Below are 26,218 nucleotides of genomic sequence, written 5' to 3'. Positions count from 1 at the left end.
GGCAGGGGCTTAACACCTTATTCGCCGGCGCACATGCGCCATCCACTACAGGGCGCGTGAGCGCCAAACATAAGCAAATTATATGCCTGAAACTGAAGTGTTTGCCTAGAGCGCTGTAACAATAAAAACAGCAGGGTTTTATTGGGGCGGGCGCTCTGGCGACCAGCCAAACACCTCAGGGCTTACAGGCGGAACTCATGGCCCAGGTAAACTTCCTTGACCAGCTCGTTGGCGAGGATGGTTTCGGCGTCGCCTTCGGCGATCAGCTGACCGTCGTTGACGATATAGGCGGTTTCGCAGATATCCAGGGTTTCACGGACGTTGTGGTCAGTGATGAGTACGCCGATGCCCTTGGCTTTCAGGTGATGAATGATCTGCTTGATGTCGCCTACCGAGATCGGGTCTACGCCGGCGAAGGGTTCGTCGAGCAGGATGAACTTGGGGGCGGTGGCCAGTGCGCGAGCGATTTCCACGCGGCGACGTTCACCGCCGGAAAGGCTCATGCCCAGGTTGTCGCGAATGTGGTTGATGTGGAATTCCTGCAGCAGGCTTTCCAGTTCCTGGCGACGGCCGGCCTTGTCGAGCTCCTTGCGGGTCTCGAGGATGGCCATGATGTTGTCGGCCACCGAGAGCTTGCGGAAGATCGAGGCTTCCTGCGGCAGGTAGCCGATCCCGGCGCGGGCGCGGCCGTGCATCGGCTGGTGGCTGACATCCAGGTCGTCGATCAGGATGCGTCCCTGATCGGCCTGGACCAGGCCGACGATCATGTAGAAGCAGGTGGTCTTGCCGGCGCCGTTAGGGCCGAGCAGGCCGACGATCTGGCCGCTGTCGATGGACAGGCTGACGTCACGCACGACCTGGCGGCTCTTGTAGCTCTTGGCCAGGTGCTGAGCTTTCAGAGTTGCCATTACTGGGCCTTTTCGTCAGTTTTCTTTTTCGGCTGGATGACCATGTCGATCCGTGGGCGCGACTCGGTGACCTTGCTGCCGGTAGCGCGACCGGCGCTGGCCAGCTTCTTGTTGGTGTCGTAGACGATTTTCTCGCCCTGGGTGATGTTGCCGTCCTTGTCGACGACCTTGGCACGGTCGATCAGCACGACGCGGTTCTGCGCAGCGTGGTACTGGATGGTCACGCCATAGCCCTGGACCGGCTTGGTATCGCCCTGGGTTTGGATCTGCTCGAAGTAGGCCAGGTTGCCCACCGAGGTCACCACGTCGATGTCACCGGTCTGGGTGCGGGTGATGGTCACGGTATTGCCGGTGACCTTCATCGAGCCCTGGGTGATGATCACGTCGCCCCTGTAGGTGGCTACGCCATTCTTGTCGTCCAGTTGAGCGTCGTCGGCCTGGATGCGGATTGGTTGCTGGCTATCGTTCGGCAGAGCCCAGGCGCTCACGCTTCCCAGTGCTGCGCCCAGACCGAGCAAAATAGGGAGGGTTTTAACGAGCCTCATACTGTCCTCTTACGTTCGATAGCAGGTTCATCCTGCCGTCTTTCAAATACGCTTTCATTCCCTTGCCAGTCGTCACGCCGCCGGCGCCGTCGATTCTAACGTCTTGATCGGTCTGCGCATATTGCTTCTGCGGGAATACTGTCATGCGGGTCGTGGTGATCAGCAGGTTGCGATTTTTCTCGTCGGTGCGCGAAACCCGTACCGAATCGATCAGCTCGACCTGGGTGCCATCCGGGTTGACTTCGCCGTGCTCGCTCTGGACGTGCCAGGGGAAGGCGGTGCCGCGATACATCTGCAGGTCCGGCTTGGTCAACAGTGTCACCTCGGTGGCCTTGAGGTGTTCGACCTTGTCGGACGTCATTTCGTACTGCAGCTTGCCGTCGGGCAGGTACTGCACGCTACGGGCGTTGATGGCGTAGTAGTCGATGGCGCTTTCGTCGACCTGCGCGACCGGCTTGTCGAGGAAGCGTTCCGGGCTGATGTTCCAGTACCCCACCGCCAGGAACAGCACGGTGATGATGCCGAAGATCAGGATGTTGCGAATCTTTTTGCTCAGCATGGGAGGCTCTATAAGTAGGCGGCGTGGGCCGCTTCAAGGCTGCCTTGGGCGCGCAGGATCAACTCGCAGAACTCGCGGGCGGCACCTTCGCCGCCACGGGCCTGGGTGACGCCATGGGCGTGTTCACGGACAAAGCTGGCGGCATTGGCGACGGCCATGCCCAGGCCGACCCGGCGGATCACTGGCAGGTCCGGCAGGTCGTCGCCCAGGTAGGCGACCTGCTCATAGCTTAGGCCCAGTTGGGCAAGAAGCCCGTCCAGCACCACCAGTTTGTCTTCGCGACCCTGAAACAGATGGGGAATCCCCAGGTTTTTCGCCCGGCGCTCGACCACCGGCGTCTTGCGACCGCTGATGATTGCCGTCTGCACGCCCGTGGCCATCAGCATCTTGATGCCCTGGCCATCGAGGGTGTTGAAGGTCTTGAACTCGCTGCCGTCCTCGAGGAAGTACAGGCGACCGTCGGTCAGTACGCCATCCACGTCGAATACCGCCAGCTTGATGTTCTTGCCGCGTTGCAGCAGATCCGTGCTCATTACATGACTCCCGCGCGCAGCAGGTCGGACAGGTTGAAGGCGCCGATCGGGCGATCGTCCTTGTCCACTACGACCAGTGCGTTGATTCGATTGTCTTCCATGATTTTCAGGGCTTCGGCCGCGAGCATTTCGGCGCGGGCGGTCTTGCCGTGAACGGTCATGACTTCATCGATGGTGGTGTGGTGAATGTCGATGGTGCGGTCCAGGGTGCGGCGCAGGTCGCCGTCGGTGAAGACCCCTGCCAGGCGGCCGTCGGCCTCGACAATGACGGTCATGCCCAGGCCCTTGCGGGTCATTTCCATCAGGGCGTCCTTGAGCAGCGTGCCACGCTGGACCTGTGGCAACTGTTCGCCGGCATGCATGACGTTCTCGACCTTCAGCAGCAGGCGCCGGCCCAGCGCGCCGCCCGGATGGGAGAAGGCGAAGTCTTCGGCGGTGAAGCCGCGGGCTTCCAGCAGCGCCACGGCCAGGGCGTCGCCCATGACCAAGGCGGCGGTGGTCGAAGAGGTCGGGGCCAGGTTCAGCGGGCAGGCCTCTTGCTTGACCTGGACGTTGAGGTTGACCTCGGCGGCCTTGGCCAGCGCCGAATCAGGGTTGCCGGTGATGCTGATCAGCTGGATGCCCAGGCGCTTGATCAGCGGCAACAAGGTCACGATTTCATTGGTCGAGCCGGAGTTGGACAGGGCCAGGATCACGTCGTCCCGGGTAATCATGCCCATGTCGCCATGGCTGGCTTCGGCCGGATGGACAAAAAACGCGGTGGTGCCGGTGCTGGCCAGGGTGGCGGCGATCTTGTTGCCGATATGCCCGGACTTGCCCATGCCGACCACTACTACGCGGCCTTTGCTGGCCAGAATCATCTCGCAAGCGCGTACGAAATCTGCGTCGATATGTGGCAGCAAGCCTTGTACGGCTTCTATCTCGAGGCGGATGGTGCGTTGTGCCGATTGAATCAGGTCGCTGGATTGGCTCATGTCAGAAATCGTATAGCCTGATGAAAAGGCGGCGATTATAGCGGTAATGATCGATTCCCTCACGCAAGTTCGTCAGCCTTTGTCCTTCTATAGGCTGGAATTGCTCTGTGAAGCCCGTTTTAGCCTGTCGTGATCCTGAACACGGATGGCTTCGGCCTTGGGGGCTCCGTATCAGCAGTGATATAGTTCGCCGCCAGTTCGGTCTGCCCTGGGTGCATGTACTCCCGGCAGGGAGCCAAGCGTCCGAGTGAGAGGCTGCATCGCAAGGAGTTTAGATGAGTGCCGATAACGCCTACGCGGTCGAGCTGAAGGGACTGTCCTTCAAGCGCGGTGCGCGCAGCATCTTCAATAATGTCGATATCCGTATTCCGCGGGGCAAGGTCACCGGCATCATGGGGCCTTCCGGTTGCGGCAAGACCACGCTCCTGCGGTTGATGGGCGCGCAATTGCGTCCCAGCAGCGGTGAAGTCTGGGTCAACGGCCAGAACCTGCCCAAATTGTCGCGCGGCGATCTGTTCGACGCCCGCAAGCAGATGGGCGTGCTGTTCCAGAGCGGCGCGCTGTTCACCGATCTCGATGTGTTCGAGAACGTCGCCTTTCCGCTGCGCGTTCATACCCAGCTGCCGGATGAAATGATCCGCGATATCGTCCTGCTCAAGTTGCAGGCGGTCGGGTTGCGCGGTGCCATCGACCTGATGCCCGACGAGCTGTCCGGCGGCATGAAGCGTCGTGTGGCCCTGGCCCGGGCCATCGCCCTGGACCCGCAGATCCTCATGTACGACGAGCCGTTCGTAGGCCAGGACCCCATTGCCATGGGCGTGCTGGTGCGCCTGATCCGTCTGCTCAACGATGCGCTGGGTATCACCAGTATCGTGGTTTCCCATGATCTGGCGGAAACCGCGAGCATCGCCGACTACATCTATGTGGTGGGCGATGGCCAGGTGCTGGGGCAGGGCACGCCCGACGAGTTGATGGATTCCGATAACCCGCGGATCCGCCAGTTCATGAAAGGCGATCCCGACGGTCCGGTACCCTTTCACTTTCCAGCGCCGGATTACCGCGCAGATCTTCTGGGGAAGCGCTGATGCGCAAAGTATCTTTATTGGAGCGAATTCGTCTGTTCGGTCACTCGGGCATTGACGTTCTCGCGGTGCTCGGGCGTTCGAGCCTGATGCTGTTTCATGTGTTGTTCGGTCGCGGCAGTATCGGCGGCAGCTTCGGCCTGTTGGTCAAGCAGTTGCATTCGGTGGGGGTGATGTCGCTGGTGATCATCGTGGTCTCCGGGATATTCATCGGCATGGTACTGGCGCTGCAGGGCTTCAATATCCTGTCCAGCTACGGTTCGGAGCAGGCGGTGGGGCAGATGGTCGCCCTGACCCTGCTGCGTGAACTGGGGCCGGTGGTCACGGCATTGCTCTTCGCGGGCCGGGCCGGCTCGGCGCTGACCGCGGAAATCGGCAACATGAAAGCCACCGAACAGCTCTCCAGCCTGGAGATGATCGGTGTCGACCCGCTCAAATACATTGTCGCGCCACGTCTGTGGGCCGGTTTCATTTCCCTGCCGTTGCTGGCGATTATCTTCAGCGTGGTGGGCATCTGGGGCGGTTCGTGGGTGGCCGTCGACTGGCTGGGGGTCTATGAAGGTTCCTACTGGTCGAACATGCAAAACAGCGTGACGTTCAATGAGGACGTGCTCAACGGCATCATCAAGAGCATCGTTTTCGCCTTTGTCGTGACCTGGATCGCCGTATTCCAAGGCTATGACTGCGAGCCCACTTCAGAGGGGATCAGTCGTGCCACTACCAAGACCGTTGTGTACGCCTCGTTGGCTGTACTCGGCCTGGACTTTATTCTGACCGCCTTGATGTTTGGAGATTTCTGATGCAAAACCGCACCCTGGAAATCGGTGTCGGCCTTTTCCTGCTGGCTGGCATCCTGGCTTTGCTGTTGCTTGCCTTGCGGGTCAGTGGCTTGTCCCCGACCTCGAGCACCGATACTTATAAACTTTACGCATATTTCGACAATATCGCCGGTTTGACGGTCAGAGCTAAGGTGACCATGGCCGGTGTGACCATCGGCAAGGTCACGGCTATCGATCTGGACCGCGACAGTTTCACCGGTCGGGTCACGCTGCAGTTGGAAAAGCGCGTAGATAACCTGCCGACCGACTCGACTGCATCTATCCTGACCGCTGGGCTGCTCGGCGAGAAATACATTGGTATCAGCGTCGGCGGCGAAGACACGTTGCTCAAGGATGGTGGGACCATCCACGACACCCAGTCTTCACTGGTGCTTGAGGACCTGATCGGTAAATTCCTGCTCAATACCGTTAGCAAAGACGCCAAATGAGGATTTTTTCATGATCTCTACCTTGCGACGTAGCCTGTTGGTATTACTGGCGGCATTGCCGTTGATGGCTCACGCCGTGGCGGCGCCTTCCGCGCATGATCTGGTACAGGACACCACCAACCGTCTGCTGGCCGACCTGGCCGCCAACAAAGAAAAGTACAAGCAGGACCCGCAAGACTTTTATGCGGCGCTGAACAGCATCGTGGGCCCGGTCGTGGATGCCGAAGGTATTTCCAAGAGCATCATGACGGTCAAGTACTCGCGCAAAGCCACGCCGGAACAGATGCGCACCTTTGAGGAAAACTTCAAGAAGGGCCTGTTCCAGTTCTATGGCAACGCCTTGCTGGAGTACAACAACCAGGGCATCGTCGTTGATCCTGCCAGGGACGAGTCGGGCGACCGTACCAGCGTCGGCATGACGGTCAAGGGCAGTAACGGCGCGATCTATCCTGTGTCGTACACGCTGGAGAAGATCAACGGCGAGTGGAAGCTGCGCAACGTGATCATCAACGGCATCAATATCGGCAAGCTGTTCCGCGATCAGTTCGCCGATGCCATGCAGCGCAACGGCAACGACCTGGACAAGACCATCAACAACTGGGCCGGCGAAGTGGCCAAGGCCAAGGAAGCGACCGAAAACTCGCCTGAGAAGGTCACGCAATGAGTGAGTCGGCCGTCCGTCTGGGTGAAGCCGGCGAATTGCTGATCAGCGGTGTGCTGGACTATCGCTCCGGCCCGGGCCTGCGCAAGCAGGGGCAGGCCCTGATCGGCTCGAGCACCGCGGCGGCGCTGGTGCTCGACTGTTCGGCGGTGGAGAAGTCCAGCAGCGTCGGCTTGTCGTTGCTGCTGGCCTTCATGCGCGATGCCGCGGCAGCCGGCAAGGCCGTCAGCATTCGTGCGTTGCCTGACGACATGCGCGAAATCGCCGAGGTTTCCGGTTTGACCGAGCTGCTGGCGCAGCCTTAGTAACCCATCGACAAGCAAGCCCCCCGTCAGAGTCCTGCTATGCGGGGTTCGCAGGCGCGGGGCTTTTTTGTATGATGTCCGACCCGCGCGCACAGGGCGCCGATTGAGGTTGAGCATGCAGGCCAACGAAGTGAAGAGCTTCCTTGAAGGAAAGCTGTCCGAGACTCTTTCATCCGTTCAGGTAGAAGTTGAGGGCGAAGGCTGCAACTTTCAGCTGAACGTGATCAGTGACGAACTGGTGGCCTTGAGTCCGGTCAAGCGTCAGCAGAGCATCTATGCCCATTTGAACCCGTGGATCGCCGATGGCAGCATCCATGCGGTCACTATGAAATTTTTCAGCAGCGCGGCCTGGGCCGAGCGCACCTGAGCCCAAGGGCGTCGAGATTCTTATGGATAAATTGATTATTACCGGCGGCGTTCGTCTTGATGGCGAGATCCGCATTTCCGGGGCAAAGAACTCTGCCCTGCCGATTCTGGCTGCAACCCTGCTGTGCGATGGCCCGGTCACGGTCGCCAACCTGCCGCACCTGCACGACATCACCACCATGATCGAGCTGTTCGGTCGCATGGGCATTGAGCCGGTGATCGACGAGAAGCTCAGCGTCGAAATCGACCCGCGCACCATCAAGACCCTGGTCGCGCCGTACGAGCTGGTCAAGACCATGCGCGCCTCGATCCTGGTGCTGGGCCCGATGGTTGCCCGTTTCGGCGAAGCCGAAGTCGCGCTGCCTGGCGGTTGCGCCATCGGTTCGCGTCCGGTCGACCTGCACATCCGTGGCCTCGAAGCCATGGGTGCGGTGATCGACGTCGAAGGCGGCTACATCAAGGCCAAGGCGCCTGAAGGCGGCCTGCGCGGTGCGCACTTCTTCTTCGATACCGTGAGTGTGACCGGTACCGAGAACATCATGATGGCCGCTGCCCTGGCCAAAGGCCGCAGCGTGCTGCAGAACGCCGCCCGTGAACCTGAAGTGGTCGACCTGGCGAACTTCCTCAACGCCATGGGCGCCAAGGTTTCCGGCGCCGGTACCGACACCATCACCATCGACGGTGTCGAGCGCCTGCACTCGGCGACCTACAAGGTCATGCCTGACCGTATCGAAACCGGCACCTACCTGGTCGCCGCCGCCGTGACCGGCGGTCGCGTGAAAGTCAAGGACACCGATCCGACCATCCTCGAAGCCGTCCTGGAGAAACTCAAGGAATCCGGCGCCGAAGTCACCACCGGCGAGGACTGGATCGAGCTGAACATGCACGGCAAGCGTCCGAAGGCGGTCAACGTGCGCACCGCGCCGTACCCGGCGTTCCCGACGGACATGCAGGCCCAGTTCATCTCGCTCAACGCCATTGCCGAAGGCACGGGTGCAGTGATCGAGACCATCTTCGAAAACCGCTTCATGCACGTCTACGAACTGCACCGCATGGGCGCGAAGATCCAGGTCGAAGGCAACACCGCCATCGTCACCGGCACCGAAATCCTCAAGGGTGCCCCTGTCATGGCCACCGACCTGCGGGCTTCGGCCAGCCTGGTGATCTCGGCCCTGATGGCCGAAGGCGACACCCTGATCGATCGCATCTACCACATCGACCGTGGTTACGAGTGCATCGAAGAGAAGCTGCAGATGCTCGGCGCCAAGATCCGCCGCGTACCGGGCTAGTTTGCGTGATGGGCACAGGGACGTGCCCCAAGGTTTCGTTCCAAGTCGAGCCTGTGTTCAGGCTCGATGCGTGTCTGGCGCCGTTTGCGACCGGGCATGAGTATCCTGATAAGGACTTACGTTTCCCATGTTGACCATCGCACTGTCCAAGGGCCGCATCCTTGATGACACCCTGCCGCTTCTGGCTGAAGCCGGCATCGTGCCCACCGAGAATCCGGACAAGAGCCGCAAGCTGATCATCCCCACGACCCAGGCCGACGTGCGCTTGCTGATCGTGCGCGCCACCGACGTGCCGACCTATGTCGAACATGGTGCCGCCGACCTCGGCGTCGCCGGTAAAGATGTGCTGATGGAATACGGCGGCCAGGGCCTGTACGAGCCGCTGGACCTGCAGATCGCCCAGTGCAAGCTGATGACCGCCGGTGCCATCGGCGCGGTCGAGCCCAAGGGCCGCCTGCGCGTCGCCACCAAGTTCGTCAACGTTGCCAAGCGTTACTACGCCGAGCAGGGTCGCCAGGTCGACATCATCAAGCTGTACGGCTCGATGGAGCTGGCGCCGCTGATCGGTCTGGCCGACAAGATCATCGACGTGGTCGACACCGGCAACACCCTGCGGGCCAACGGCCTGGAGCCCCAGGAGCTGATTTCCATGATCAGTTCCCGTCTGGTGGTCAACAAGGCCTCCATGAAAATGCAGCACGCCCGCATCCAGGCACTGATCGACACCCTGCGCAAAGCAGTGGAGTCGCGACACCGCGGTTGATTCACTCGCGCGGCGCGAGCCGCGCCCGTCTATCCGTGTCATAGCCAATTTTCTCAGGTGCCCGCGCGAATGGACTGGTAGCTTAGGGTGCCTGAGCATTAGCCATTCAATGAGGCCCTCGCTATGACCGCTCCCACTTCGATTCGCCGACTCAACGCTGCTGACCCGGATTTCGCGCATCATCTGGATCATCTGCTGAGCTGGGAAAGTGTGTCTGACGACTCGGTCAATCAGCGGGTGCTGGACATCATCAAGGCGGTGCGCGAGCGCGGCGACGCGGCGCTGGTGGAGTTCACCCAGCGTTTCGACGGCCTGCAAGTGGCGTCCATGGCCGACCTGATCCTGCCGCGCGAGCGCCTGGAACTGGCCCTGACCCGGATCACCGTGGCCCAGCGCGAAGCCCTGGAAAAAGCCGCGGCGCGGGTGCGCAGCTACCACGAAAAACAGAAACAGGACTCCTGGAGCTACACCGAAGCCGACGGCACGGTGCTGGGCCAGAAGGTCACGCCGCTGGATCGCGCCGGCCTGTATGTGCCGGGCGGCAAAGCGTCTTATCCATCCTCGGTGTTGATGAATGCCATCCCGGCCAAAGTGGCGGGCGTCACCGAAGTGGTGATGGTGGTGCCGACCCCGCGCGGCGAGGTTAACGAACTGGTGCTGGCCGCGGCCTGTATCGCTGGCGTCGACCGGGTGTTCACCATCGGTGGCGCCCAGGCCGTAGCCGCCCTGGCCTATGGCACCGAGAGCGTGCCGCAGGTGGACAAGGTGGTCGGCCCGGGCAACATCTATGTGGCCACCGCCAAGCGTCACGTATTCGGCCAGGTCGGCATCGACATGATCGCTGGTCCTTCGGAGATCCTGGTGGTGTGCGACGGCCAGACCGATCCGGACTGGATCGCCATGGACCTGTTCTCCCAGGCCGAGCACGACGAAGACGCCCAGGCGATCCTGGTCAGCCCGGACGCGGCGTTCCTCGATCAGGTCGCCGCCAGCATCGCCAAGCTGCTGCCGACCATGGAACGCGCGGAAATCATCAATACCTCGATCAACGGCCGTGGCGCCCTGATCCAGGTGCGCGACATGCAACAGGCCATCGACGTGGCCAACCGCATCGCTCCGGAGCACCTCGAACTGTCCGTCGCCGATCCGCAGGCCTGGTTGCCGCAGATCCGTCATGCCGGTGCGATCTTCATGGGTCGTCACACCTCCGAGGCCCTGGGCGACTACTGCGCGGGTCCGAACCACGTGTTGCCGACTTCCGGCACGGCGCGCTTCTCTTCGCCGCTGGGGGTGTATGACTTCCAGAAACGTTCGTCGATCATTTTCTGCTCGGAGCAGGGCGCTTCCGAACTGGGCAAGACCGCCTCGGTGCTGGCCCGTGGCGAGTCGCTGAGCGCCCACGCCCGCAGTGCGGAATACCGGATCATCGCTGACCAGGAACAGGGGCAATAAGCATGAGTAAATTCTGGAGTCCGTTCGTCAAGGGCTTGGTGCCCTATGTGCCGGGCGAACAGCCGAAGCTGACCAAGCTGGTCAAGCTCAACACCAACGAAAACCCTTACGGCCCTTCGCCCAAGGCGCTGGCCGCGATGCAGGGTGAACTGAACGATAACCTGCGCCTGTACCCCGACCCCAACAGCGACCTGCTCAAGCAGGCGGTGGCCCGGTATTACGGGGTACAGAGCAACCAGGTGTTCCTCGGCAACGGTTCCGACGAAGTGCTGGCGCACATCTTCCACGGCTTGTTGCAGCACGACCAGCCGCTGCTGTTCCCGGACATCAGCTACAGCTTCTATCCAGTGTATTGCGGCCTGTATGGCATCGACTTCGACGCGGTGCCGCTGGACGAGCAGTTCCAGATCCGCCCAGCCGATTACGCCAGGCCGAACGGCGGGATCATCTTCCCCAACCCGAACGCGCCGACCGGCTGCCTGCTGGCCCTGGAGGCCGTCGAGCAGATCCTCAAGGCCAGCCCGGATTCGGTCGTGGTGGTGGACGAGGCGTACATCGACTTCGGCGGTGAAACCGCCATCAGCCTGGTGGACCGTTACCCGAACCTGCTGGTGACCCAGACCCTGTCCAAGTCCCGTTCGCTGGCGGGCCTGCGGGTCGGCCTGGCGGTGGGGCACCCGGACCTGATCGAAGCGCTGGAGCGGATCAAGAACAGCTTCAACTCCTACCCGCTGGATCGCCTGGCGATCGTCGGCGCCGCGGCGGCATTCGAGGATCGCGAGTACTTCGCCAAGACCTGCCAGCTGGTGATCGATAGCCGCGAGCAGGTGGTGGCGCAGTTGCGTGCCAAGGGCTTTGAAGTGCTGCCGTCGGCCGCCAACTTCATTTTCGCCCGTCATCCGCAACACGATGCGGCGGGCCTGGCGGCCAAGCTGCGGGAGCAGGGGGTGATTGTCCGGCACTTCAAGCAGGAGCGGATTGCCCAGTTCCTGCGGATCAGTATCGGCACGCCGGAGCAGAACCAGGCCCTGATCGACGGCCTGGGCGAGCTGTAAGCCCTATCGCCAGCCAGCTCTCTCCTGTTGGAGCGAGCTGGCTGGCGATGCTTTTACTCTTTTTCCTTGACCGGCGCCGGTGGCGGGCGCAGGCCGATTTCGGCGGTGAGCTTGAGCTCCTTGCCGTTGCGCATCACCTGGATGCTGACCTTGTCGCTGGGTTTGATCCGCGCCACCTGGTTCATCGAGCGACGGCCATCGCCGGCCGGTTCGCCATCGATGCTGAGAATCACGTCACCCAACTGCATGCCGGCCTTTTGCGCCGGACCGTCGCGGAAAATCCCCGCCACCACGATGCCCGGACGCCCGGACAAGCCGAACGATTCGGCCAGTTCCTGGGTCAGCGGCTGCACCTCGATGCCCAGCCAGCCACGAATCACCTGGCCGTGCTCGATGATCGACTTCATCACCTCCATGGCCAGCTTGATCGGGATGGCGAAGCCAATGCCCTGGGAGCCGCCGGACTTGGAGAAGATCGCCGTGTTGATCCCGGTCAGGTTGCCGTTGGCATCCACCAGCGCGCCGCCGGAGTTGCCCGGGTTGATCGCCGCGTCGGTCTGGATGAAGTCTTCGTAGTTGTTCAGGCCCAGCTGATTGCGTCCGGTGGCGCTGATGATGCCCATGGTCACGGTCTGGCCGACCCCGAACGGGTTGCCGATGGCCAGGGTCACGTCACCGATGCGGATGCTGTCGGAGCGCCCGACGGTGATCGAGGGCAGGTTCTTCAGGTCGATCTTGAGGACCGCCAGGTCGGTTTCCGGGTCGCTGCCGATTACGTGGGCCAGGGTTTCACGACCGTCCTTGAGCGCCACCACAATCTGCTCGGCGCCGGAGGTCACGTGGTTGTTGGTCAGCAGATAACCTTCGGGGCTCATGATCACTCCGGAACCCAGGCTCGACTCCATGCGCTGCTGCTTGGGCAGGTTGTCGCCGAAGAAACGGCGGAACTGCGGGTCCTCGAACAACGGGTGCGCCGGTTTGTTGATGACCTTGGTGGTGTACAGGTTGACCACCGCCGGCGCGGCGATTGCCACGGCATCGGCATAGGACACCGGGCCTTGTCGAAGCGCCTTGGTTTGCGGGGCTTGCTGCAGGTTGACGTCCAGGCTGGGCAGGCCGACCCATTGCGGGTAACGCTGAATTATCAGCAACGCGATAAGCACGCCGGCCAACAGCGGCCAGCCAAAAAAACGCAGAGCCTTGAGCATTGAGCAAGTCCTGAGAGGTTGCAGGCCGCCCGGGACGGCCCATAATGTCGCGCATTATACGAGGCCGCGCGCGCCTCTGAACGGGATATTTAGGAGTCTTTTATGGCCGTTGCCCTGAGCACTCTGGTAGAGGAGGCGGACCGCTACCTGGGCAGTTCGCGAATTGCCGATTACTGCCCCAATGGCCTGCAGGTCGAAGGTCGTCCACAGGTGCTGCGCATCGTCAGCGGCGTCACGGCCAGCCAGGCATTGCTCGATGCCGCGGTGGAGGCCAATGCCGATCTGGTGCTGGTGCATCACGGCTATTTCTGGAAAGGCGAGAACCCCTGCATCACCGGCATGAAGCAGCGTCGGCTGAAAACCCTGCTCAAGCACGATATCAGCCTGCTGGCTTATCACCTGCCGCTGGACCTGCACCCGGACGTCGGCAACAACGTGCAACTGGCGCGGCAACTGGATATTACTGTGGAAGGTCCGCTGGACCCGGACAACCTGAAGATCGTCGGGCTGGTCGGTTCCCTTGCCGAGCCCATGACCGCGCGGGACTTCGCGCGCAAGGTCCAGGAGGTGATGGGGCGCGAGCCGCTGGTGGTCGAAGGCAGCAAGATGATCCGGCGTGTCGGCTGGTGCACCGGCGGCGGCCAGGGCTACATCGACCAGGCGGTGCTGGCCGGCGTCGATCTGTACCTGAGCGGCGAGGCCTCGGAGCAGACCTTCCACAGCGCCCGGGAAAACGACATCAGTTTTATCGCCGCCGGTCACCACGCCACCGAGCGTTACGGCGTGCAGGCGCTGGGGGATTACCTGGCCCGCCGCTTCGCCCTCGAGCACTTGTTCATCGACTGCCCGAACCCTATATAAAGCCTTGTCCTGTAGCCGCTGCCGCAGGCTGCAACAAAGCCCCCAGGGCCTTCAGAGCACGCCTGCGACAGCGGCTACAGAGAGGCGTAAACACAGCAAACAGGCGGGTATATTCATATACCGTTTCGATCTAGCTGGCGTCCTGATTAGAAGAGGTCGCTGTGCTAGCATGCCCCGCTCGAACACGGCCCGCAGGCCGTCCATAAGAAAGCTTTCGTGAGTAGCCATGGTCGACAAACTGACGCATCTGAAACAGCTGGAGGCGGAAAGCATCCACATCATCCGCGAGGTGGCCGCCGAGTTCGACAACCCGGTGATGCTGTACTCCATCGGTAAAGACTCCGCCGTGATGCTGCACCTGGCGCGCAAGGCGTTCTTCCCGGGCAAGCTGCCGTTTCCGGTGATGCACGTCGACACCCAGTGGAAATTCCAGGAGATGTACAAGTTCCGCGATCGCATGGTCGAGGAGCTGGGCCTGGAACTGATCACCCACGTCAACCCGGAAGGCGTTGCGCAGGGCATCAACCCCTTCACCCACGGCAGTGCCAAGCACACCGACATCATGAAAACCGAGGGCCTCAAGCAGGCGCTGGACAAGTACGGTTTCGATGCGGCGTTCGGCGGTGCCCGGCGTGACGAAGAGAAGTCCCGCGCCAAGGAGCGCGTGTACTCGTTCCGCGACAGCAAGCATCGCTGGGACCCGAAGAACCAGCGCCCCGAGCTGTGGAACGTCTACAACGGCAAGGTCAACAAGGGCGAGTCGATCCGCGTCTTCCCGCTGTCGAACTGGACCGAGCTGGACATCTGGCAATACATCTACCTCGAAGGCATCCCGATCGTGCCGCTGTACTTCGCCGCCGAGCGCGAAGTGATCGAGAAGAACGGCACCCTGATCATGATCGACGACGAGCGCATCCTCGAGCACCTCTCCGACGAGGAGAAGGCCCGCATCGTCAAGAAGAAGGTGCGTTTCCGTACCCTTGGCTGCTACCCGTTGACGGGCGCGGTGGAGTCCGAGGCCGAAAGCCTGACGGACATCATTCAGGAAATGCTCCTGACGCGAACTTCCGAGCGCCAGGGCCGGGTCATCGATCACGATGGCGCCGGTTCCATGGAAGACAAGAAACGTCAGGGCTATTTCTAAGTAGGGTCTAACATGTCGCATCAATCCGAATTGATCAGCGAGGACATCCTCGCCTACCTGGCCCAGCACGAACGCAAAGAACTGCTGCGCTTCCTGACTTGCGGTAACGTCGACGACGGCAAGAGCACCCTGATCGGGCGCCTGCTGCACGACTCGAAGATGATCTACGAAGACCATCTGGAAGCCATTACCCGCGACTCGAAAAAAGTCGGCACCACCGGTGACGACATCGACCTGGCGTTGCTGGTCGACGGCCTGCAGGCCGAGCGTGAGCAGGGCATCACCATCGATGTCGCCTACCGCTATTTCTCCACCGCCAAGCGCAAATTCATCATCGCCGACACCCCCGGCCATGAGCAGTACACCCGCAACATGGCCACCGGTGCTTCCACCTGTGACCTGGCGATCATCCTGGTGGATGCCCGCTACGGCGTGCAGACCCAGACCCGTCGCCACAGCTTCATCGCCTCCCTGCTGGGCATCAAGCACATAGTCGTGGCCATCAACAAGATGGACCTCAAGGACTTCGACCAGGGCGTGTTCGAGTCGATCAAGGCCGACTACCTGAAGTTCGCCGAAGGCTTGAAGATGAAGCCCACCAGCCTGCACTTCGTGCCGATGTCGGCCCTCAAGGGCGACAACGTGGTGAACAAGTCCGAGCGCTCGCCGTGGTACACCGGCCAGTCGCTGATGGAAATCCTCGAGACCGTGGAAGTGGCGGGCGATCGCAACTTCACCGACCTGCGTTTCCCGGTGCAGTACGTCAACCGTCCGAACCTGAACTTCCGTGGTTTCGCCGGGACCCTGGCCAGCGGCATCGTGCACAAGGGCGACGAAGTCGTGGTGCTGCCGTCGGGCAAGAGCAGCCGGGTGAAATCCATCGTCACCTTCGAAGGCGAGCTGGAGCATGCCGGCCCGGGCCAGGCCGTGACCCTGACCATGGAAGACGAGATCGACATCTCCCGTGGCGACCTGCTGGTGCATGCCGACAACGTACCGCCGGTGACCGACAGCTTCGAAGCCATGCTGGTATGGATGGCCGAAGAGCCGATGCTGCCGGGCAAGAAATACGACATCAAGCGCGCCACCAGTTACGTGCCGGGCTCCATCGCCAGCATCGTCAACAGAGTCGACGTGAACACCCTTGAAGAAGGTCCGGCCAGCGCTCTGCAGCTGAACGAGATCGGCAAGGTCAAGATCGCCCTCGATGCGCCGATCGCCCTCGACGGTTACGACAGCAACCGCACCACCGGTGCCTTCATCGTCATCGACCGCTTGACCAACGGCACCGTCGGCGCCGGCATGATCGTCGCCCAGCCTGTGGTGCATGGCAGCGCCACGCACCATGGCAAGCTGGCCCATGTCGCCACCGAGGAGCGCGCCCAGCGCTTCGGCCAGCAACCGGCCACCGTGCTGTTCAGCGGCCTGTCCGGCGCCGGCAAGAGCACCCTGGCCTATGCGGTCGAGCGCAAGCTGTTCGACATGGGTCGTGCGGTGTTCGTCCTCGACGGCCAGAACCTGCGTCACGACCTGAACAAGGGCCTGCCCCAGGATCGCGCCGGGCGCACCGAGAACTGGCGGCGTGCCGCGCACGTGGCGCGTCAGTTCAACGAAGCCGGCCTGCTGACCCTGGCGGCATTCGTCGCACCGAGTGCGGAAGGTCGTGAACAGGCCAGGGAGCTGATCGGCAAGGAGCGTCTGCTGACGGTCTACGTCCAGGCTTCGCCGGCGGTCTGCGCCGAGCGTGATCCGCAGGGCCTGTACGCCGCGGGTGGGGATAACATCCCGGGCGAGTCCTTCCCGTACGACGTGCCGCTGGATGCCGATCTGGTGATCGACACCCAGTCCGTGTCGCTGGAAGAAGGCGTCAAGCAAGTGCTGGAACTGCTGCGCAAGCGCGGCGCGATCTAAGCCTTAGCGTCCAATAAAAAGCCCGCCGTCGAGTGATCGACGGCGGGCTTTTTTGTGGCCTTGAGAAGGCTATCGCGGGCAAGCCTCGCTCCTACACAGGAGCAACACGCTCGCTTCTGTAGGAGCGAGGCTTGCCCGCGATGAGGCCCTTACAGGCGCTTCATTACTTCCCCGGATACTCCCGATGCATCTGCTCCAGCAGCGCATCCTTGTTCTGCCACAGCTGGTTGATCCAGCCCTGGAACTCTAGGCGGTACACGCCATCCTGGTCGTAGTTCTTGCCGATGAACTGCGGTGGAATCGGCAGCTCCTCGAAATGCACCACCACTTCATTGACCTTGCCGCACAACAGGTCCCAGTAACCCGGCTGGCCCGCCGGGTAGTGGATGGTGACGTTGACGATGGACTCCAGTTGCTCGCCCATGGCGTCCAGCACGAAGGCAATGCCGCCGGCCTTGGGCTTGAGCAGGTGGCGGAACGGCGAGGCCTGTTGCGCATGCTTGGCCTTGGTGAAGCGTGTGCCTTCGACGAAGTTGAAGATGCCCACCGGGTTGTCGCGGAACTTCGCGCAGGTCTTGCGGGTGGTCTCCAGGTCCTTGCCCTTTTTCTCCGGGTGTTTTTCCAGGTAGGCCTTGGAGTAGCGCTTCATGAACGGGAAGCCCAGGGCCCACCAGGCCAGGCCAATCACCGGGACCCAGATCAGTTCCTGCTTGAGGAAGAACTTCAGCGGGCGGATACGCCGGTTGAGCACGTACTGCAGGACCATGATGTCGACCCAGCTCTGGTGGTTGCTGGTGATCAGGTACGAGTGCCGGTAGTCCAGGCCGTCGAGCCCGCTGAGGTGCCAGCGGGTGTGCCCGAACAGGTTCATCCAGGCCTTGTTGTTGCTGATCCAGGCTTCATGGATGTGGCTCATCAGCCAGTCGGTGAAGCGCTGGGCCGCCGGGAAAGGCAGCAGCAACTTGAAGATCGCCACCACGAACAACGGTGTACAGCAGACGATGGTGTTGAGTGCCAACAACAGCGAGGCGATCACGCCTCGCAGCGGTGCAGGTAGAAAATCCAGCATTTACACATCCAGAGGTCGGTTGGCGGCTTGAATCGCAGTCAGGGCAATGGTGTAGACGATGTCGTCGACCTGGGCGCCACGGGGCAGGTCGTTCACCGGCTTGCGCAGGCCTTGCAGCATCGGCCCGAGGCTGACGCAGTCGGCGCTGCGCTGCACGGCCTTGTGGGTGGTGTTGCCGGTGTTCAGGTCGGGGAACACGAACACCGTGGCCTTGCCGGCGACCTGGCTGTTGGGTGCCAGTTGCTGGGCCACGGCTTCGTTGGCCGCGGCGTCGTATTGCAACGGGCCGTCGATCAGCAGCGAGTTCTGGGCTTCATGGGCCAGCAGGGTGGCTTCGCGGACTTTCTCCACTTCTTCACCGCTGGCCGACTCGCCGCTGGAGTAACTGATCATCGCCACCCGCGGGGTGATGCCGAACGCGGCCGCCGAGTCGGCGCTTTGCAGGGCGATCTCGGCCAGTTCGCTGGCGCTCGGGTGCGGGTTCATCACGCAGTCGCCGTAGACCAGCACCTGCTCGGGGAACAGCATGAAAAACACCGACGACACCAGGGTGCAGCCCGGCGCGGTCTTGATCAGTTGCAGGGCCGGGCGGATGGTATTGGCGGTGGAGTGGATCAGGCCGGAGACCAGGCCATCGACTTCGTCCAGGGCCAGCATCATGGTGCCGATCACCACCGGGTCTTCCAGTTGCTGTTCGGCCATCGGCGCGTTGAGGCTCTTGCTCTTGCGCAGCGCCACCATCGGCTCGACGTAGCGTTCGCGAATCTGGTCCGGGTCGATGACTTCCAGGCCAGGCGGCAACTCGATACCCTGGGCCCGGGCGACAGCCTCGACATCTGCCGGCTTGGCCAGCAGCACGCAGCGGGCGATGCCGCGCGCCTGGCAGATCGCCGCGGCTTGCACGGTCAGCGGCTCGCTGCCTTCGGGCAGGACAATGCGCTTGTTGGCTTCCTGGGCGCGCTGGATCAACTGGTAGCGGAACACCGCCGGCGACAGGCGCATTTCCCGCGGCGTGCCGCAACGCTGGTGCAGCCACTTGGCGTCCAGGTGGCTGGCGACGAAGTCGGTAATGATCTCCGCGCGCTCGCGGTCATCGATGGGGATTTCCTTGTTCAGGCTGTTCAGCTGGTTGGCGGTCTCGTAGGAACCGGTGCTCACCGACAGCACCGGCAGGCCGGCATTCAAGGCGCCACGGCACAGGTCCATGATCCGCGGGTCGGGCAGGGTGTCGCTGGTCAGCAGCAACCCGGCCAGGGGCACGCCGTTGATCGCCGCCAGGCTCACGGCGAGGATGATGTCGTCGCGGTCGCCGGGCGTCACCACCAGCACGCCGGGCTTGAGCAGTTCCACGGTGTTACGCATGGTGCGCGCGCAGATGATGATCTTGGTCATGCGCCGGCTTTCGTAGTCGCCGGCGTTGAGCACCTGGGCGCCCATCAGGTCGGCGACGTCGCGGGTGCGCGGTGCGTTCAGTTCCGGCTGGAAGGGGATGCAGCCGAGCAGGCGGAAGTCGCCGCTGCGCAGCAGGGGCGAGTGCTCTTTCAGACGGGCGGAAAAGGCCTCCATGCTTTCGTCGGTATGCACCTTGTTGAGGATCACCCCCAGCACTTTCGGGTCGCGCGGGCCGCCGAACAACTGCGCTTGCAACTCCACGCGGCCGGACAGCTCGGTGAGCACTTCGTTTTCCGGGGCCGACACCAGGATCACCTCGGCATCCAGGCTTTTCGCCAGGTGCAGGTTGACCCGTGCGGCATAGCTGGCGCTACGGGTCGGCACCATGCCTTCGACCACCAGCACGTCCTTGCCGACGGCCGCCTGCTGGTACAGGGTGATGATTTCTTCCAGCAACTCGTCCAACTGGCCGTCGCCGAGCATTCGTTCGACATGGGCCAGGCCCAGCGGCTGCGGCGGTTTCAGACCGTGGGTGCGGGCCACCAGCTCGGTCGAGCGCTCAGGGCCGGTATCGCCTGGGTGCGGCTGGGCAATGGGTTTGAAGAAGCCGACCTTGAGGCCGGCCCGTTCCAGGGTACGCACCAGCCCGAGGCTGATGGAGGTCAGACCCACGCCAAAATCGGTGGGTGCGATAAAAAAAGTTTGCATGCGGATTCTCGAAGGGTGCATGGCAACGGTGAGTCGCTTATGTGTACTGCTCTACCGGAAATTCAGGCGCCAAGGTTAGCGCTAACCGAGCCTTGTGCGCACCAACCGCAGGCAAAGGGCTGGCCTATTTTTTCCAGGCGTTTGTGCGGATCCAGGATCCAGGCCCGCGATTGCCAGGGCGGCTGGTGGCGCAGGTGCTGGGTATGGCCACAGGACAGCTCGACGACCCAGTGGCCGTCTTCATCCTGATGAAAGCCGACGATCGTCGAGCCTGGCGCCGCGTTCCGTTTGTCCGGGTTCCGTTCGCTTTCGGGCGATTGCTTCGCTAAACTTGGACGTTCTTCATTCTTATGCAAAAGGTCTCGCCCCATGCTGATCGCCGCCAATAAGGCTGTCTCCATCGACTATACCCTCACCAACGACGCTGGTGAGGTCATCGACAGCTCTGCCGGCGGCGCCCCGCTGGTCTACCTGCATGGCGCAGGAAACATCATTCCAGGCCTGGAAAAGGCCCTGGAAGGCAAGAACGTCGGCGACGAGCTGAGCGTTGCCGTTGAGCCGGAAGATGCCTACGGCGAATACGCCGCCGAACTGGTCAGCACCCTGAGCCGCAGCATGTTCGAAGGCGTCGACGAACTGGAAGTGGGCATGCAGTTCCACGCTTCCGCTCCGGACGGCCAGATGCAGATCGTCACCATCCGCGACCTGGACGGCGACGACGTGACCGTCGACGGCAACCACCCGCTGGCCGGCCAGCGCCTGAACTTCAAGGTCAAGGTTGTCGACATCCGTGACGCCAGCCAGGAAGAAATCGCCCATGGTCACGTCCATGGCGAAGGTGGCCATCACCACTGATTTCTGCGCTAAGCTCAAATCTGACTGGAGAGGCGCCCGAGGGCGCCTTTTTAGTCGGCGGCTTTTATCGCCGGACAACAGGCGGTACTGTCGAGTGGCTGTTTTTTGTAAGAACACGGGAATTTGGAGTTCGTCATGAGTGCTTTTCACGACCTTAAATTGAAAGCCCTGGATGGTCAGGAGCTACCGCTCGCGCCTTTCAAGGGGCACGTCGTGCTGGTGGTCAACGTCGCCTCCAAGTGTGGTCTGACACCACAATACGCGGCGCTGGAGAACCTCTACCAGCAATACAAAGGCCAGGGGTTCAGCGTGCTGGGCCTGCCGTGCAATCAGTTCGCCGGGCAGGAGCCGGGCTCCGAGCAGGAGATCCAGGAGTTCTGCAGCCTCAACTACGGGGTGACCTTTCCGTTGAGCAGCAAGCTGGAAGTCAACGGTCCGGAGCGCCATCAGTTGTACCGTCTGCTGGCGGGCGAAGGGGCGGAATTCCCGGGCGACATCACCTGGAACTTCGAGAAGTTCCTGCTGGGCAAGGACGGTCGCGTCCTGGCGCGTTTCTCCCCACGTACCGCACCCGATGATCCGACCGTGGTCCAGGCCATCGAAAAAGCCTTGAGCTGAATCTGCACGCCGGGCCCCGCTGCCCGGCCGGTTTTACCGCGCGTTCGCGCATCCCTCGCTTCTCTGCGCTTTGGCACCTTAATCACCCCGGTCAATAGTGCTGGGCGTTGCTTGGGACACGGAATATTATCGCCATCATAAGGCCGTCGGCGCACCCGCCCGACCTGCCGCTTCCCGCGATTCAGACCCTCAGCCCTGGAGTACAGCATGCCCGTTCAAGCCTTGTTCAAACCCTTTCAGCTGGGTGCCCTGGAGCTGTCGAGCCGTGTGGTGATGGCGCCGATGACTCGTTCGTTTTCCCCGGGTGGCGTGCCGAACTCGAAAGTCATCGAGTACTACCGTCGTCGCGCCGCGGCCGGGGTCGGCCTGATCATCACCGAAGGCACCACGGTCGGGCACAAGGCCTCCAACGGTTATCCGAACGTGCCGCGCTTTTATGGCGAAGCGGCCCTGGCCGGCTGGAAGAAGGTGGTGGACGCGGTGCATGCCGAAGGCGGCAAGATCGTTCCGCAGCTGTGGCATGTGGGCAACGTGCGCCGCCTGGGCACCGAGCCGGATGCCAGCGTGCCGGGTTACGGCCCGTCGGAAAAACTCAAGGACGGCCAGGTGGTGGTCCACGGCATGACCCAGGACGATATCCGTGAAGTGATCGCCGCCTTCGCCCAGGCCGCCAAGGATGCCCAGAGCATCGGCATGGACGGCGTGGAGATCCATGGCGCCCACGGCTACCTGATCGACCAGTTCTTCTGGGACGGCAGCAACCAGCGCACTGACGAATACGGTGGCGACCTGGCCCAGCGCTCGCGGTTTGCCATCGAACTGATCCAGGCCGTGCGCGCCGCGGTGGGCCCTGGCTTCCCGATCATCTTCCGCTTCTCGCAATGGAAGCAGCAGGACTACAGCGCCCGCCTGGTACAAACCCCCGAGGCCCTGGGTGAGTTCCTCAAGCCGCTGGCGGAGGCCGGTGTGGATATCTTCCACTGCTCCACCCGGCGTTTCTGGGAGCCGGAGTTCGAAGGATCCGAGCTGAACCTGGCCGGCTGGACCCGCCAGCTCACCGGCAAGCCGACCATCACCGTGGGCAGCGTCGGCCTCGACGGCGAGTTCCTGCAGTTCATGGTCAACACCGACAAGGTGGCGCAGCCGGCAAGCCTGGAAAAGCTCCTGGAGCGCCTGAACAATGATGAGTTCGATCTGGTGGCGGTAGGGCGCGCATTGCTGGTGGACCCGGACTGGGCGCAGAAGGTGCGTGACGGCCGCGAGCAGGACATCCTGCCGTTCAGCCGTGAGGCGTTGATGACGCTGGTCTGAGCGCAGCGCCTGGAAAGGCTATCGCGGGCAAGTCGGATCGCCTCCCGCTCGCTCCTGTACGAACGGTGATTCTGTAGGAGCGAGGCTTGCCCGCGATGCTTTTTAATCTAGGGCAACAACCGCCCCTCAGGCACCAGCACTTCTTCCGTACAGACGCCCCGCAGCTGGGTTTCAAACTGTTCGATGATCGCCGCCCAGCCCTGACGGCTGGCGTGCTGGCGGGCATTGAGGCGTACCCGGCGCAAGGTCTCGCGCTCCTCCAGCAGCCAACTGGCCGCATCACAGAACGCAGATTCGTCCCCGGGCATTGCCAGCACGCCGTTGTAGCCATGGCGAATATGCTGGGCCGCCGCGGCCTGGTCGTAAGCCACTACGGCCAGCCCCGAGGCCAGGGCCTCGAGCACCACGTTGCCGAAGGTTTCGGTCAGGCTCGGGAACAGAAACAGATCCCCCGAGGCATAGTGACTGGCCAGTATTTCACCGCGCTGCGAGCCGCAAAACACTGCGTCCGGCAACTCCTTCTGCAGCACCGCGCGTTGCGGGCCATCGCCCACCACGATCAACTTCATGGACTGCTGTGGATAAGTCTCCTGCAGCTGGGCGAAGCAGCGCTTGAGCAGGCCCAGGTTCTTCTCCGGCGCCAGGCGGCCGACATGGATCACCGCGATATCGTCGCTGCCCAGGCCCCAGCTTTCGCGCAGCTTGTTGAGGCGTTTGGCTGGGTGGAACAGTTGGCTGTCGACCCCGCGGGACAGCAGTGCCAGGCGTTCGAAGTTACGCCGCTCCAGTTCCAGGCGTTGGCTGGCGCTGGGCACCAGGGTCAGCTTGGAGCGGTTGTGGAACCAGCGCAGGTAGTGGGTCAGCAGGCGCGTCAGCAAACCCAGGCCGTACTGGCTGGAGTACTGCTGGAAGTTGGTGTGGAAACCGCTGACCACGGAAATCCCCAGGCGCCGCGCCGCTCGTAGCGCGGACAGGCCCAGCGGGCCTTCGGTGGCGATGTACAGCACATCCGGGCGATGGCGTTTCCAGCGCCGCAACAACTTGTGCATCGACGACTGGCCCCATTGCAGCCCCGGATAGCCTGGCAGCGGCCAGCCACGGCACAGCAGCAGACCGTCGTCGCTGACCCGGCTCTGATCGCTGCCCTGGCGCGGGCGGATCAGTTCCACCTGGTGTCCACGGGCGCGCAATCCATCGCACAAGCGGCCAAGGGTATTGGCCACGCCATTGATTTCCGGTGGGAAGGTTTCGGTGATCAGAGTGATATGCAGAGCTGTCGTCATGACCTCAGTGTCAGCCGAGGCCATGTCGTCATTGTGACGTTGCGATGATGGATTTATGACCTGCTCAGCGTTGCTGGACCACCAGGTTTTCCGCGCCGCGCTCACGCACCCAGAACAGCGTCGCCCCGGCCACCGCCGCCGGCATCATCAGGATGTTGACCACCGGGATCAGCAGCACCAGGTAGACGATCCCGCCAAAGCTCATGCTCTGCCAGCGCTTTTCCCGCAGCCAGGCGAGCATCTCGTTCCAGCCCAGCTTGTGGTTGTCCGCCGGGTAGTCGATGTACTGGATCGCCATCATCCACACGCCGAACAGCAGCCACAGCGGCGCGGCCACCAGGTTCACCACCGGAATGAAGGACAGGATGAACAGGCCGATGGCCCGCGGCAGGAAGTAGCCCAGCTTGCGCATTTCCCGGGCCAGGGTGCGCGGGATCATGGCCAGCAGTTCGGCCCAGCTGAAGGGCGGGAAATTGTCGGTGCCGCGGACCACCACTTCGACTTTCTCCGCGAGAAAACCGTTGAAGGGCGCGGCGATCACGTTGGCCAGCATGGTGAAGGTGAAAAACACCATCAGCAGCACCAGCACCACGAACAGCGGCCAGAGGATGTAGCTGAGAAAGCTCAGCCAGTCCGGCAAAGAAGGCATCAGGGTGTCGACCCACAGGCTGAACTGGTGGCCAGCGAAATAGATCAATCCGACGAACAGCACCAGGTTGATGGCCAGGGGCAAAAGGACGAACAGACGCAGGCCGGGGCTGAGCACCAGCTTGAGGCCTTCGCGCAGGTATTGCGGGCCGGACAGAACGGGGGCGGGCATAGGGAGCTCCGTGCAAGGGGAAAACGCGCCGACCTTACCGGCTTTGCCCCACCGGCGAAAGCGCGGTCGCAAGGTCGACATCAACTGTAACAAAGGCGCCGGTAAATACACCGATACCGGATAGAGACCTCCTATGAGCTGGATTGTTAAACCGTATTTCCTTAATCTTCGCCCCCTCTATACGCTGCACCCATTATTTTCGGACGGGCGAACCTGAAGCCTTCCCCAAGTGCTTTCGCTGTCCTTTTTTATTCCAGCCGGCAATCCGGCGTTCCGCGCCAGTGATCCGGGCCGGTCGATAGGAGTGAGTCATGTCTGATGTACGTCATTCGCGTGTGATTATTCTCGGTTCCGGCCCTGCCGGTTACAGCGCCGCGGTCTATGCTGCCCGCGCCAACCTGAAGCCGCTGTTGATTACCGGCATGCAGGCCGGCGGTCAGCTGACCACCACCACCGAAGTCGACAACTGGCCGGGCGACGTCCACGGCCTGACCGGCCCGGCGCTGATGGAGCGCATGCGTGAACACGCCGAGCGTTTCGAAACCGAAATCGTCTTCGATCACATCAATGCCGTGGACTTCGCCGCCAAGCCTTACACCCTGACCGGCGACAGCGCGACCTACACCTGCGACGCCCTGATCATCGCCACCGGCGCCAGCGCCCGTTACCTGGGCCTGCCTTCGGAAGAAGCCTTCATGGGCAAAGGCGTGTCGGCTTGCGCGACCTGCGACGGCTTCTTCTATCGCAACAAGCCAGTGGCCGTGGTCGGTGGCGGTAACACCGCTGTCGAAGAAGCCCTGTACCTGGCCAACATCGCCAGCAAGGTCACCCTGATCCACCGTCGCGATATCTTCCGCGCCGAGAAGATCCTGATCGACAAGCTCAATGCCCGGGTTGCCGAAGGCAAGATCGAGCTCAAGCTGAACGCCAACCTGGACGAAGTGCTGGGCGACAACATGGGTGTCACCGGTGCGCGCCTGAAGAACAACGACGGCAGCTTCGACGAGATCAAGGTCGACGGCGTGTTCATCGCCATCGGCCACACCCCGAACACTTCGCTGTTCGAAGGCCAGCTGGAACTCAAGGATGGCTACTTGGTGGTGCAGGGCGGCCGTGAAGGCAACGCCACCGCGACCAGCATCGAAGGCATCTTCGCCGCCGGTGACGTGGCCGACCACGTGTACCGCCAGGCCATCACCTCGGCCGGCGCCGGCTGCATGGCTGCGCTGGACACCGAGCGCTACCTGGACGGCCTGCAGAACGCTTCGTTCTGAGACCG

General features: G+C 62.3%; 28 protein-coding genes. 17 read left to right on the top strand and 11 right to left on the bottom strand.

The genetic code is table 11. From position 1 onward, the window contains the following. Positions 1-182: 182 nt before the first annotated feature. Genes lptB through NRG23_RS14515 form a run of 5 tightly spaced genes read right to left on the bottom strand, consistent with a single transcriptional unit; the run spans position 183 to position 3,519 of the window. Positions 183-908, bottom strand: a complete 726-nt coding sequence (lptB, locus tag NRG23_RS14535; protein WP_007929870.1) for an LPS export ABC transporter ATP-binding protein — start codon at positions 906-908, stop codon at positions 183-185. After that, a complete protein-coding gene (gene lptA / locus NRG23_RS14530) occupies positions 908-1,453 on the bottom strand; it encodes a lipopolysaccharide transport periplasmic protein LptA (RefSeq protein WP_007929869.1) in 546 nt (181 codons plus the stop codon). The genes lptB and lptA overlap by 1 nt, the downstream gene beginning before the upstream one ends. After that, the gene (lptC, locus tag NRG23_RS14525) at positions 1,440-2,012 is read right to left on the bottom strand and encodes an LPS export ABC transporter periplasmic protein LptC (protein WP_009047003.1); all 573 of its coding nucleotides are present in this window, start codon (positions 2,010-2,012) and stop codon (positions 1,440-1,442) included. The genes lptA and lptC overlap by 14 nt, the downstream gene beginning before the upstream one ends. A gap of 8 nt (positions 2,013-2,020) precedes the next feature. Next, a complete protein-coding gene (locus NRG23_RS14520) occupies positions 2,021-2,545 on the bottom strand; it encodes an HAD family hydrolase (RefSeq protein WP_007929867.1) in 525 nt (174 codons plus the stop codon). Next, positions 2,545-3,519: a KpsF/GutQ family sugar-phosphate isomerase gene (locus tag NRG23_RS14515; RefSeq protein ID WP_009047004.1), complete on the bottom strand. Its 975-nt coding sequence runs from the start codon at positions 3,517-3,519 to the stop codon at positions 2,545-2,547. Before NRG23_RS14515 ends, NRG23_RS14520 begins: the two co-directional genes overlap by 1 nt. Positions 3,520-3,794: 275 nt before the next feature. Between NRG23_RS14515 and NRG23_RS14510 the strand changes: the two genes are divergently transcribed. The 10 genes from NRG23_RS14510 to hisC all read left to right on the top strand — a co-directional run bounded on the left by NRG23_RS14510 (position 3,795) and on the right by hisC (position 11,759). Further along, a complete protein-coding gene (locus NRG23_RS14510; RefSeq protein WP_009042197.1) occupies positions 3,795-4,604 on the top strand; it encodes an ATP-binding cassette domain-containing protein in 810 nt (269 codons plus the stop codon). Further along, positions 4,604-5,401, top strand: coding sequence for a lipid asymmetry maintenance ABC transporter permease subunit MlaE (gene mlaE, locus NRG23_RS14505; protein WP_009047005.1), 798 nt, complete (start codon positions 4,604-4,606; stop codon positions 5,399-5,401). Before NRG23_RS14510 ends, mlaE begins: the two co-directional genes overlap by 1 nt. After that, entirely contained in the window at positions 5,401-5,868 is a 468-nt protein-coding gene (gene mlaD, locus NRG23_RS14500; RefSeq protein WP_007929863.1) for an outer membrane lipid asymmetry maintenance protein MlaD, read from the top strand. The genes mlaE and mlaD overlap by 1 nt, the downstream gene beginning before the upstream one ends. Positions 5,869-5,878: 10 nt before the next feature. Beyond that, positions 5,879-6,532 carry a phospholipid-binding protein MlaC gene (locus tag NRG23_RS14495; RefSeq protein ID WP_009047006.1) on the top strand — a complete coding sequence of 218 codons (654 nt, stop codon included), beginning with the start codon at positions 5,879-5,881 and terminating at the stop codon, positions 6,530-6,532. Beyond that, positions 6,529-6,834: a lipid asymmetry maintenance protein MlaB gene (locus NRG23_RS14490; RefSeq protein WP_124301144.1), complete on the top strand. Its 306-nt coding sequence runs from the start codon at positions 6,529-6,531 to the stop codon at positions 6,832-6,834. Before NRG23_RS14495 ends, NRG23_RS14490 begins: the two co-directional genes overlap by 4 nt. Positions 6,835-6,949: 115 nt before the next feature. Next, positions 6,950-7,201, top strand: coding sequence for a BolA family protein (locus NRG23_RS14485; RefSeq protein WP_007929860.1), 252 nt, complete (start codon positions 6,950-6,952; stop codon positions 7,199-7,201). A 22-nt stretch (positions 7,202-7,223) separates the two neighbouring features. Continuing rightward, positions 7,224-8,489 carry a UDP-N-acetylglucosamine 1-carboxyvinyltransferase gene (gene murA / locus NRG23_RS14480; RefSeq protein WP_007929859.1) on the top strand — a complete coding sequence of 422 codons (1,266 nt, stop codon included), beginning with the start codon at positions 7,224-7,226 and terminating at the stop codon, positions 8,487-8,489. A 127-nt stretch (positions 8,490-8,616) separates the two neighbouring features. Then, positions 8,617-9,252 (top strand): ATP phosphoribosyltransferase, encoded by a 636-nt coding sequence (gene hisG, locus NRG23_RS14475; protein WP_007929858.1) that lies wholly within the window; start codon positions 8,617-8,619, stop codon positions 9,250-9,252. A gap of 123 nt (positions 9,253-9,375) precedes the next feature. Further along, complete coding sequence (gene hisD, locus NRG23_RS14470; protein ID WP_038630615.1) at positions 9,376-10,704, top strand: histidinol dehydrogenase; 1,329 nt, start codon at positions 9,376-9,378, stop codon at positions 10,702-10,704. 2 nt (positions 10,705-10,706) lie between these two features. Beyond that, positions 10,707-11,759 carry a histidinol-phosphate transaminase gene (gene hisC, locus NRG23_RS14465; RefSeq protein WP_009047009.1) on the top strand — a complete coding sequence of 351 codons (1,053 nt, stop codon included), beginning with the start codon at positions 10,707-10,709 and terminating at the stop codon, positions 11,757-11,759. 53 nt (positions 11,760-11,812) lie between these two features. Here the strand turns inward: hisC and algW are convergent, their stop codons facing one another. Continuing rightward, the gene (gene algW, locus NRG23_RS14460) at positions 11,813-12,967 is read right to left on the bottom strand and encodes a Do family serine endopeptidase AlgW (RefSeq protein WP_025806436.1); all 1,155 of its coding nucleotides are present in this window, start codon (positions 12,965-12,967) and stop codon (positions 11,813-11,815) included. Between the two features lie 102 nt (positions 12,968-13,069). On the opposite strand from algW, the gene NRG23_RS14455 reads away from it, so the two are divergent. The 3 genes from NRG23_RS14455 to cysN all read left to right on the top strand — a co-directional run bounded on the left by NRG23_RS14455 (position 13,070) and on the right by cysN (position 16,883). Continuing rightward, complete coding sequence (locus tag NRG23_RS14455; RefSeq protein ID WP_009047010.1) at positions 13,070-13,828, top strand: Nif3-like dinuclear metal center hexameric protein; 759 nt, start codon at positions 13,070-13,072, stop codon at positions 13,826-13,828. Between the two features lie 226 nt (positions 13,829-14,054). Next, entirely contained in the window at positions 14,055-14,972 is a 918-nt protein-coding gene (gene cysD / locus NRG23_RS14450; RefSeq protein WP_007929849.1) for a sulfate adenylyltransferase subunit CysD, read from the top strand. A gap of 12 nt (positions 14,973-14,984) precedes the next feature. Next, on the top strand, positions 14,985-16,883 hold the full coding sequence (cysN, locus tag NRG23_RS14445) for a sulfate adenylyltransferase subunit CysN (protein WP_009047011.1): 1,899 nt from the start codon (positions 14,985-14,987) through the stop codon (positions 16,881-16,883). 163 nt (positions 16,884-17,046) lie between these two features. Here the strand turns inward: cysN and NRG23_RS14440 are convergent, their stop codons facing one another. The 3 genes from NRG23_RS14440 to NRG23_RS14430 form a co-directional block, all read right to left on the bottom strand. After that, complete coding sequence (locus NRG23_RS14440) at positions 17,047-17,952, bottom strand: acyltransferase (protein WP_016701711.1); 906 nt, start codon at positions 17,950-17,952, stop codon at positions 17,047-17,049. After that, positions 17,953-20,052: a phosphate acetyltransferase gene (gene pta, locus NRG23_RS14435; protein WP_101281821.1), complete on the bottom strand. Its 2,100-nt coding sequence runs from the start codon at positions 20,050-20,052 to the stop codon at positions 17,953-17,955. It lies immediately after the preceding gene. Between the two features lie 62 nt (positions 20,053-20,114). After that, positions 20,115-20,453, bottom strand: a complete 339-nt coding sequence (locus NRG23_RS14430; protein ID WP_016701719.1) for a DUF3565 domain-containing protein — start codon at positions 20,451-20,453, stop codon at positions 20,115-20,117. Between NRG23_RS14430 and NRG23_RS14425 the strand changes: the two genes are divergently transcribed. The 3 genes from NRG23_RS14425 (at position 20,422) to NRG23_RS14415 (ending at position 22,836) form a co-directional block, all read left to right on the top strand. Beyond that, positions 20,422-20,907, top strand: a complete 486-nt coding sequence (locus tag NRG23_RS14425; protein ID WP_007929845.1) for a peptidylprolyl isomerase — start codon at positions 20,422-20,424, stop codon at positions 20,905-20,907. The two genes, NRG23_RS14430 and NRG23_RS14425, sit on opposite strands and share 32 nt — an antisense overlap. A 135-nt stretch (positions 20,908-21,042) precedes the next feature. After that, positions 21,043-21,525, top strand: coding sequence for a glutathione peroxidase (locus tag NRG23_RS14420; RefSeq protein ID WP_009047015.1), 483 nt, complete (start codon positions 21,043-21,045; stop codon positions 21,523-21,525). Positions 21,526-21,732: 207 nt separating this feature from the next. Next, on the top strand, positions 21,733-22,836 hold the full coding sequence (locus NRG23_RS14415) for an NADH:flavin oxidoreductase (RefSeq protein ID WP_038630618.1): 1,104 nt from the start codon (positions 21,733-21,735) through the stop codon (positions 22,834-22,836). 107 nt (positions 22,837-22,943) lie between these two features. Here the strand turns inward: NRG23_RS14415 and NRG23_RS14410 are convergent, their stop codons facing one another. Both NRG23_RS14410 and cysZ read right to left on the bottom strand, forming a co-directional pair. Beyond that, positions 22,944-24,143: a glycosyltransferase family 1 protein gene (locus tag NRG23_RS14410; RefSeq protein ID WP_124314749.1), complete on the bottom strand. Its 1,200-nt coding sequence runs from the start codon at positions 24,141-24,143 to the stop codon at positions 22,944-22,946. Between the two features lie 40 nt (positions 24,144-24,183). Then, positions 24,184-24,939, bottom strand: coding sequence for a sulfate transporter CysZ (gene cysZ, locus NRG23_RS14405; protein ID WP_009047018.1), 756 nt, complete (start codon positions 24,937-24,939; stop codon positions 24,184-24,186). 311 nt (positions 24,940-25,250) lie between these two features. Here cysZ and trxB point away from each other — a divergent pair, with 311 nt between their 5' ends. Beyond that, positions 25,251-26,213, top strand: a complete 963-nt coding sequence (gene trxB, locus NRG23_RS14400) for a thioredoxin-disulfide reductase (RefSeq protein ID WP_124301148.1) — start codon at positions 25,251-25,253, stop codon at positions 26,211-26,213. The last annotated feature ends 5 nt before the right edge of the window (positions 26,214-26,218 follow it).

The organism is Pseudomonas sp. T8, from assembly GCF_024610635.1.
Classification (GTDB): domain Bacteria; phylum Pseudomonadota; class Gammaproteobacteria; order Pseudomonadales; family Pseudomonadaceae; genus Aquipseudomonas; species Aquipseudomonas chlororaphis_I.
The sequence above is the reverse complement of the archived record's forward strand: the minus strand, read 5'-3'. Positions and strand labels throughout refer to the sequence as shown.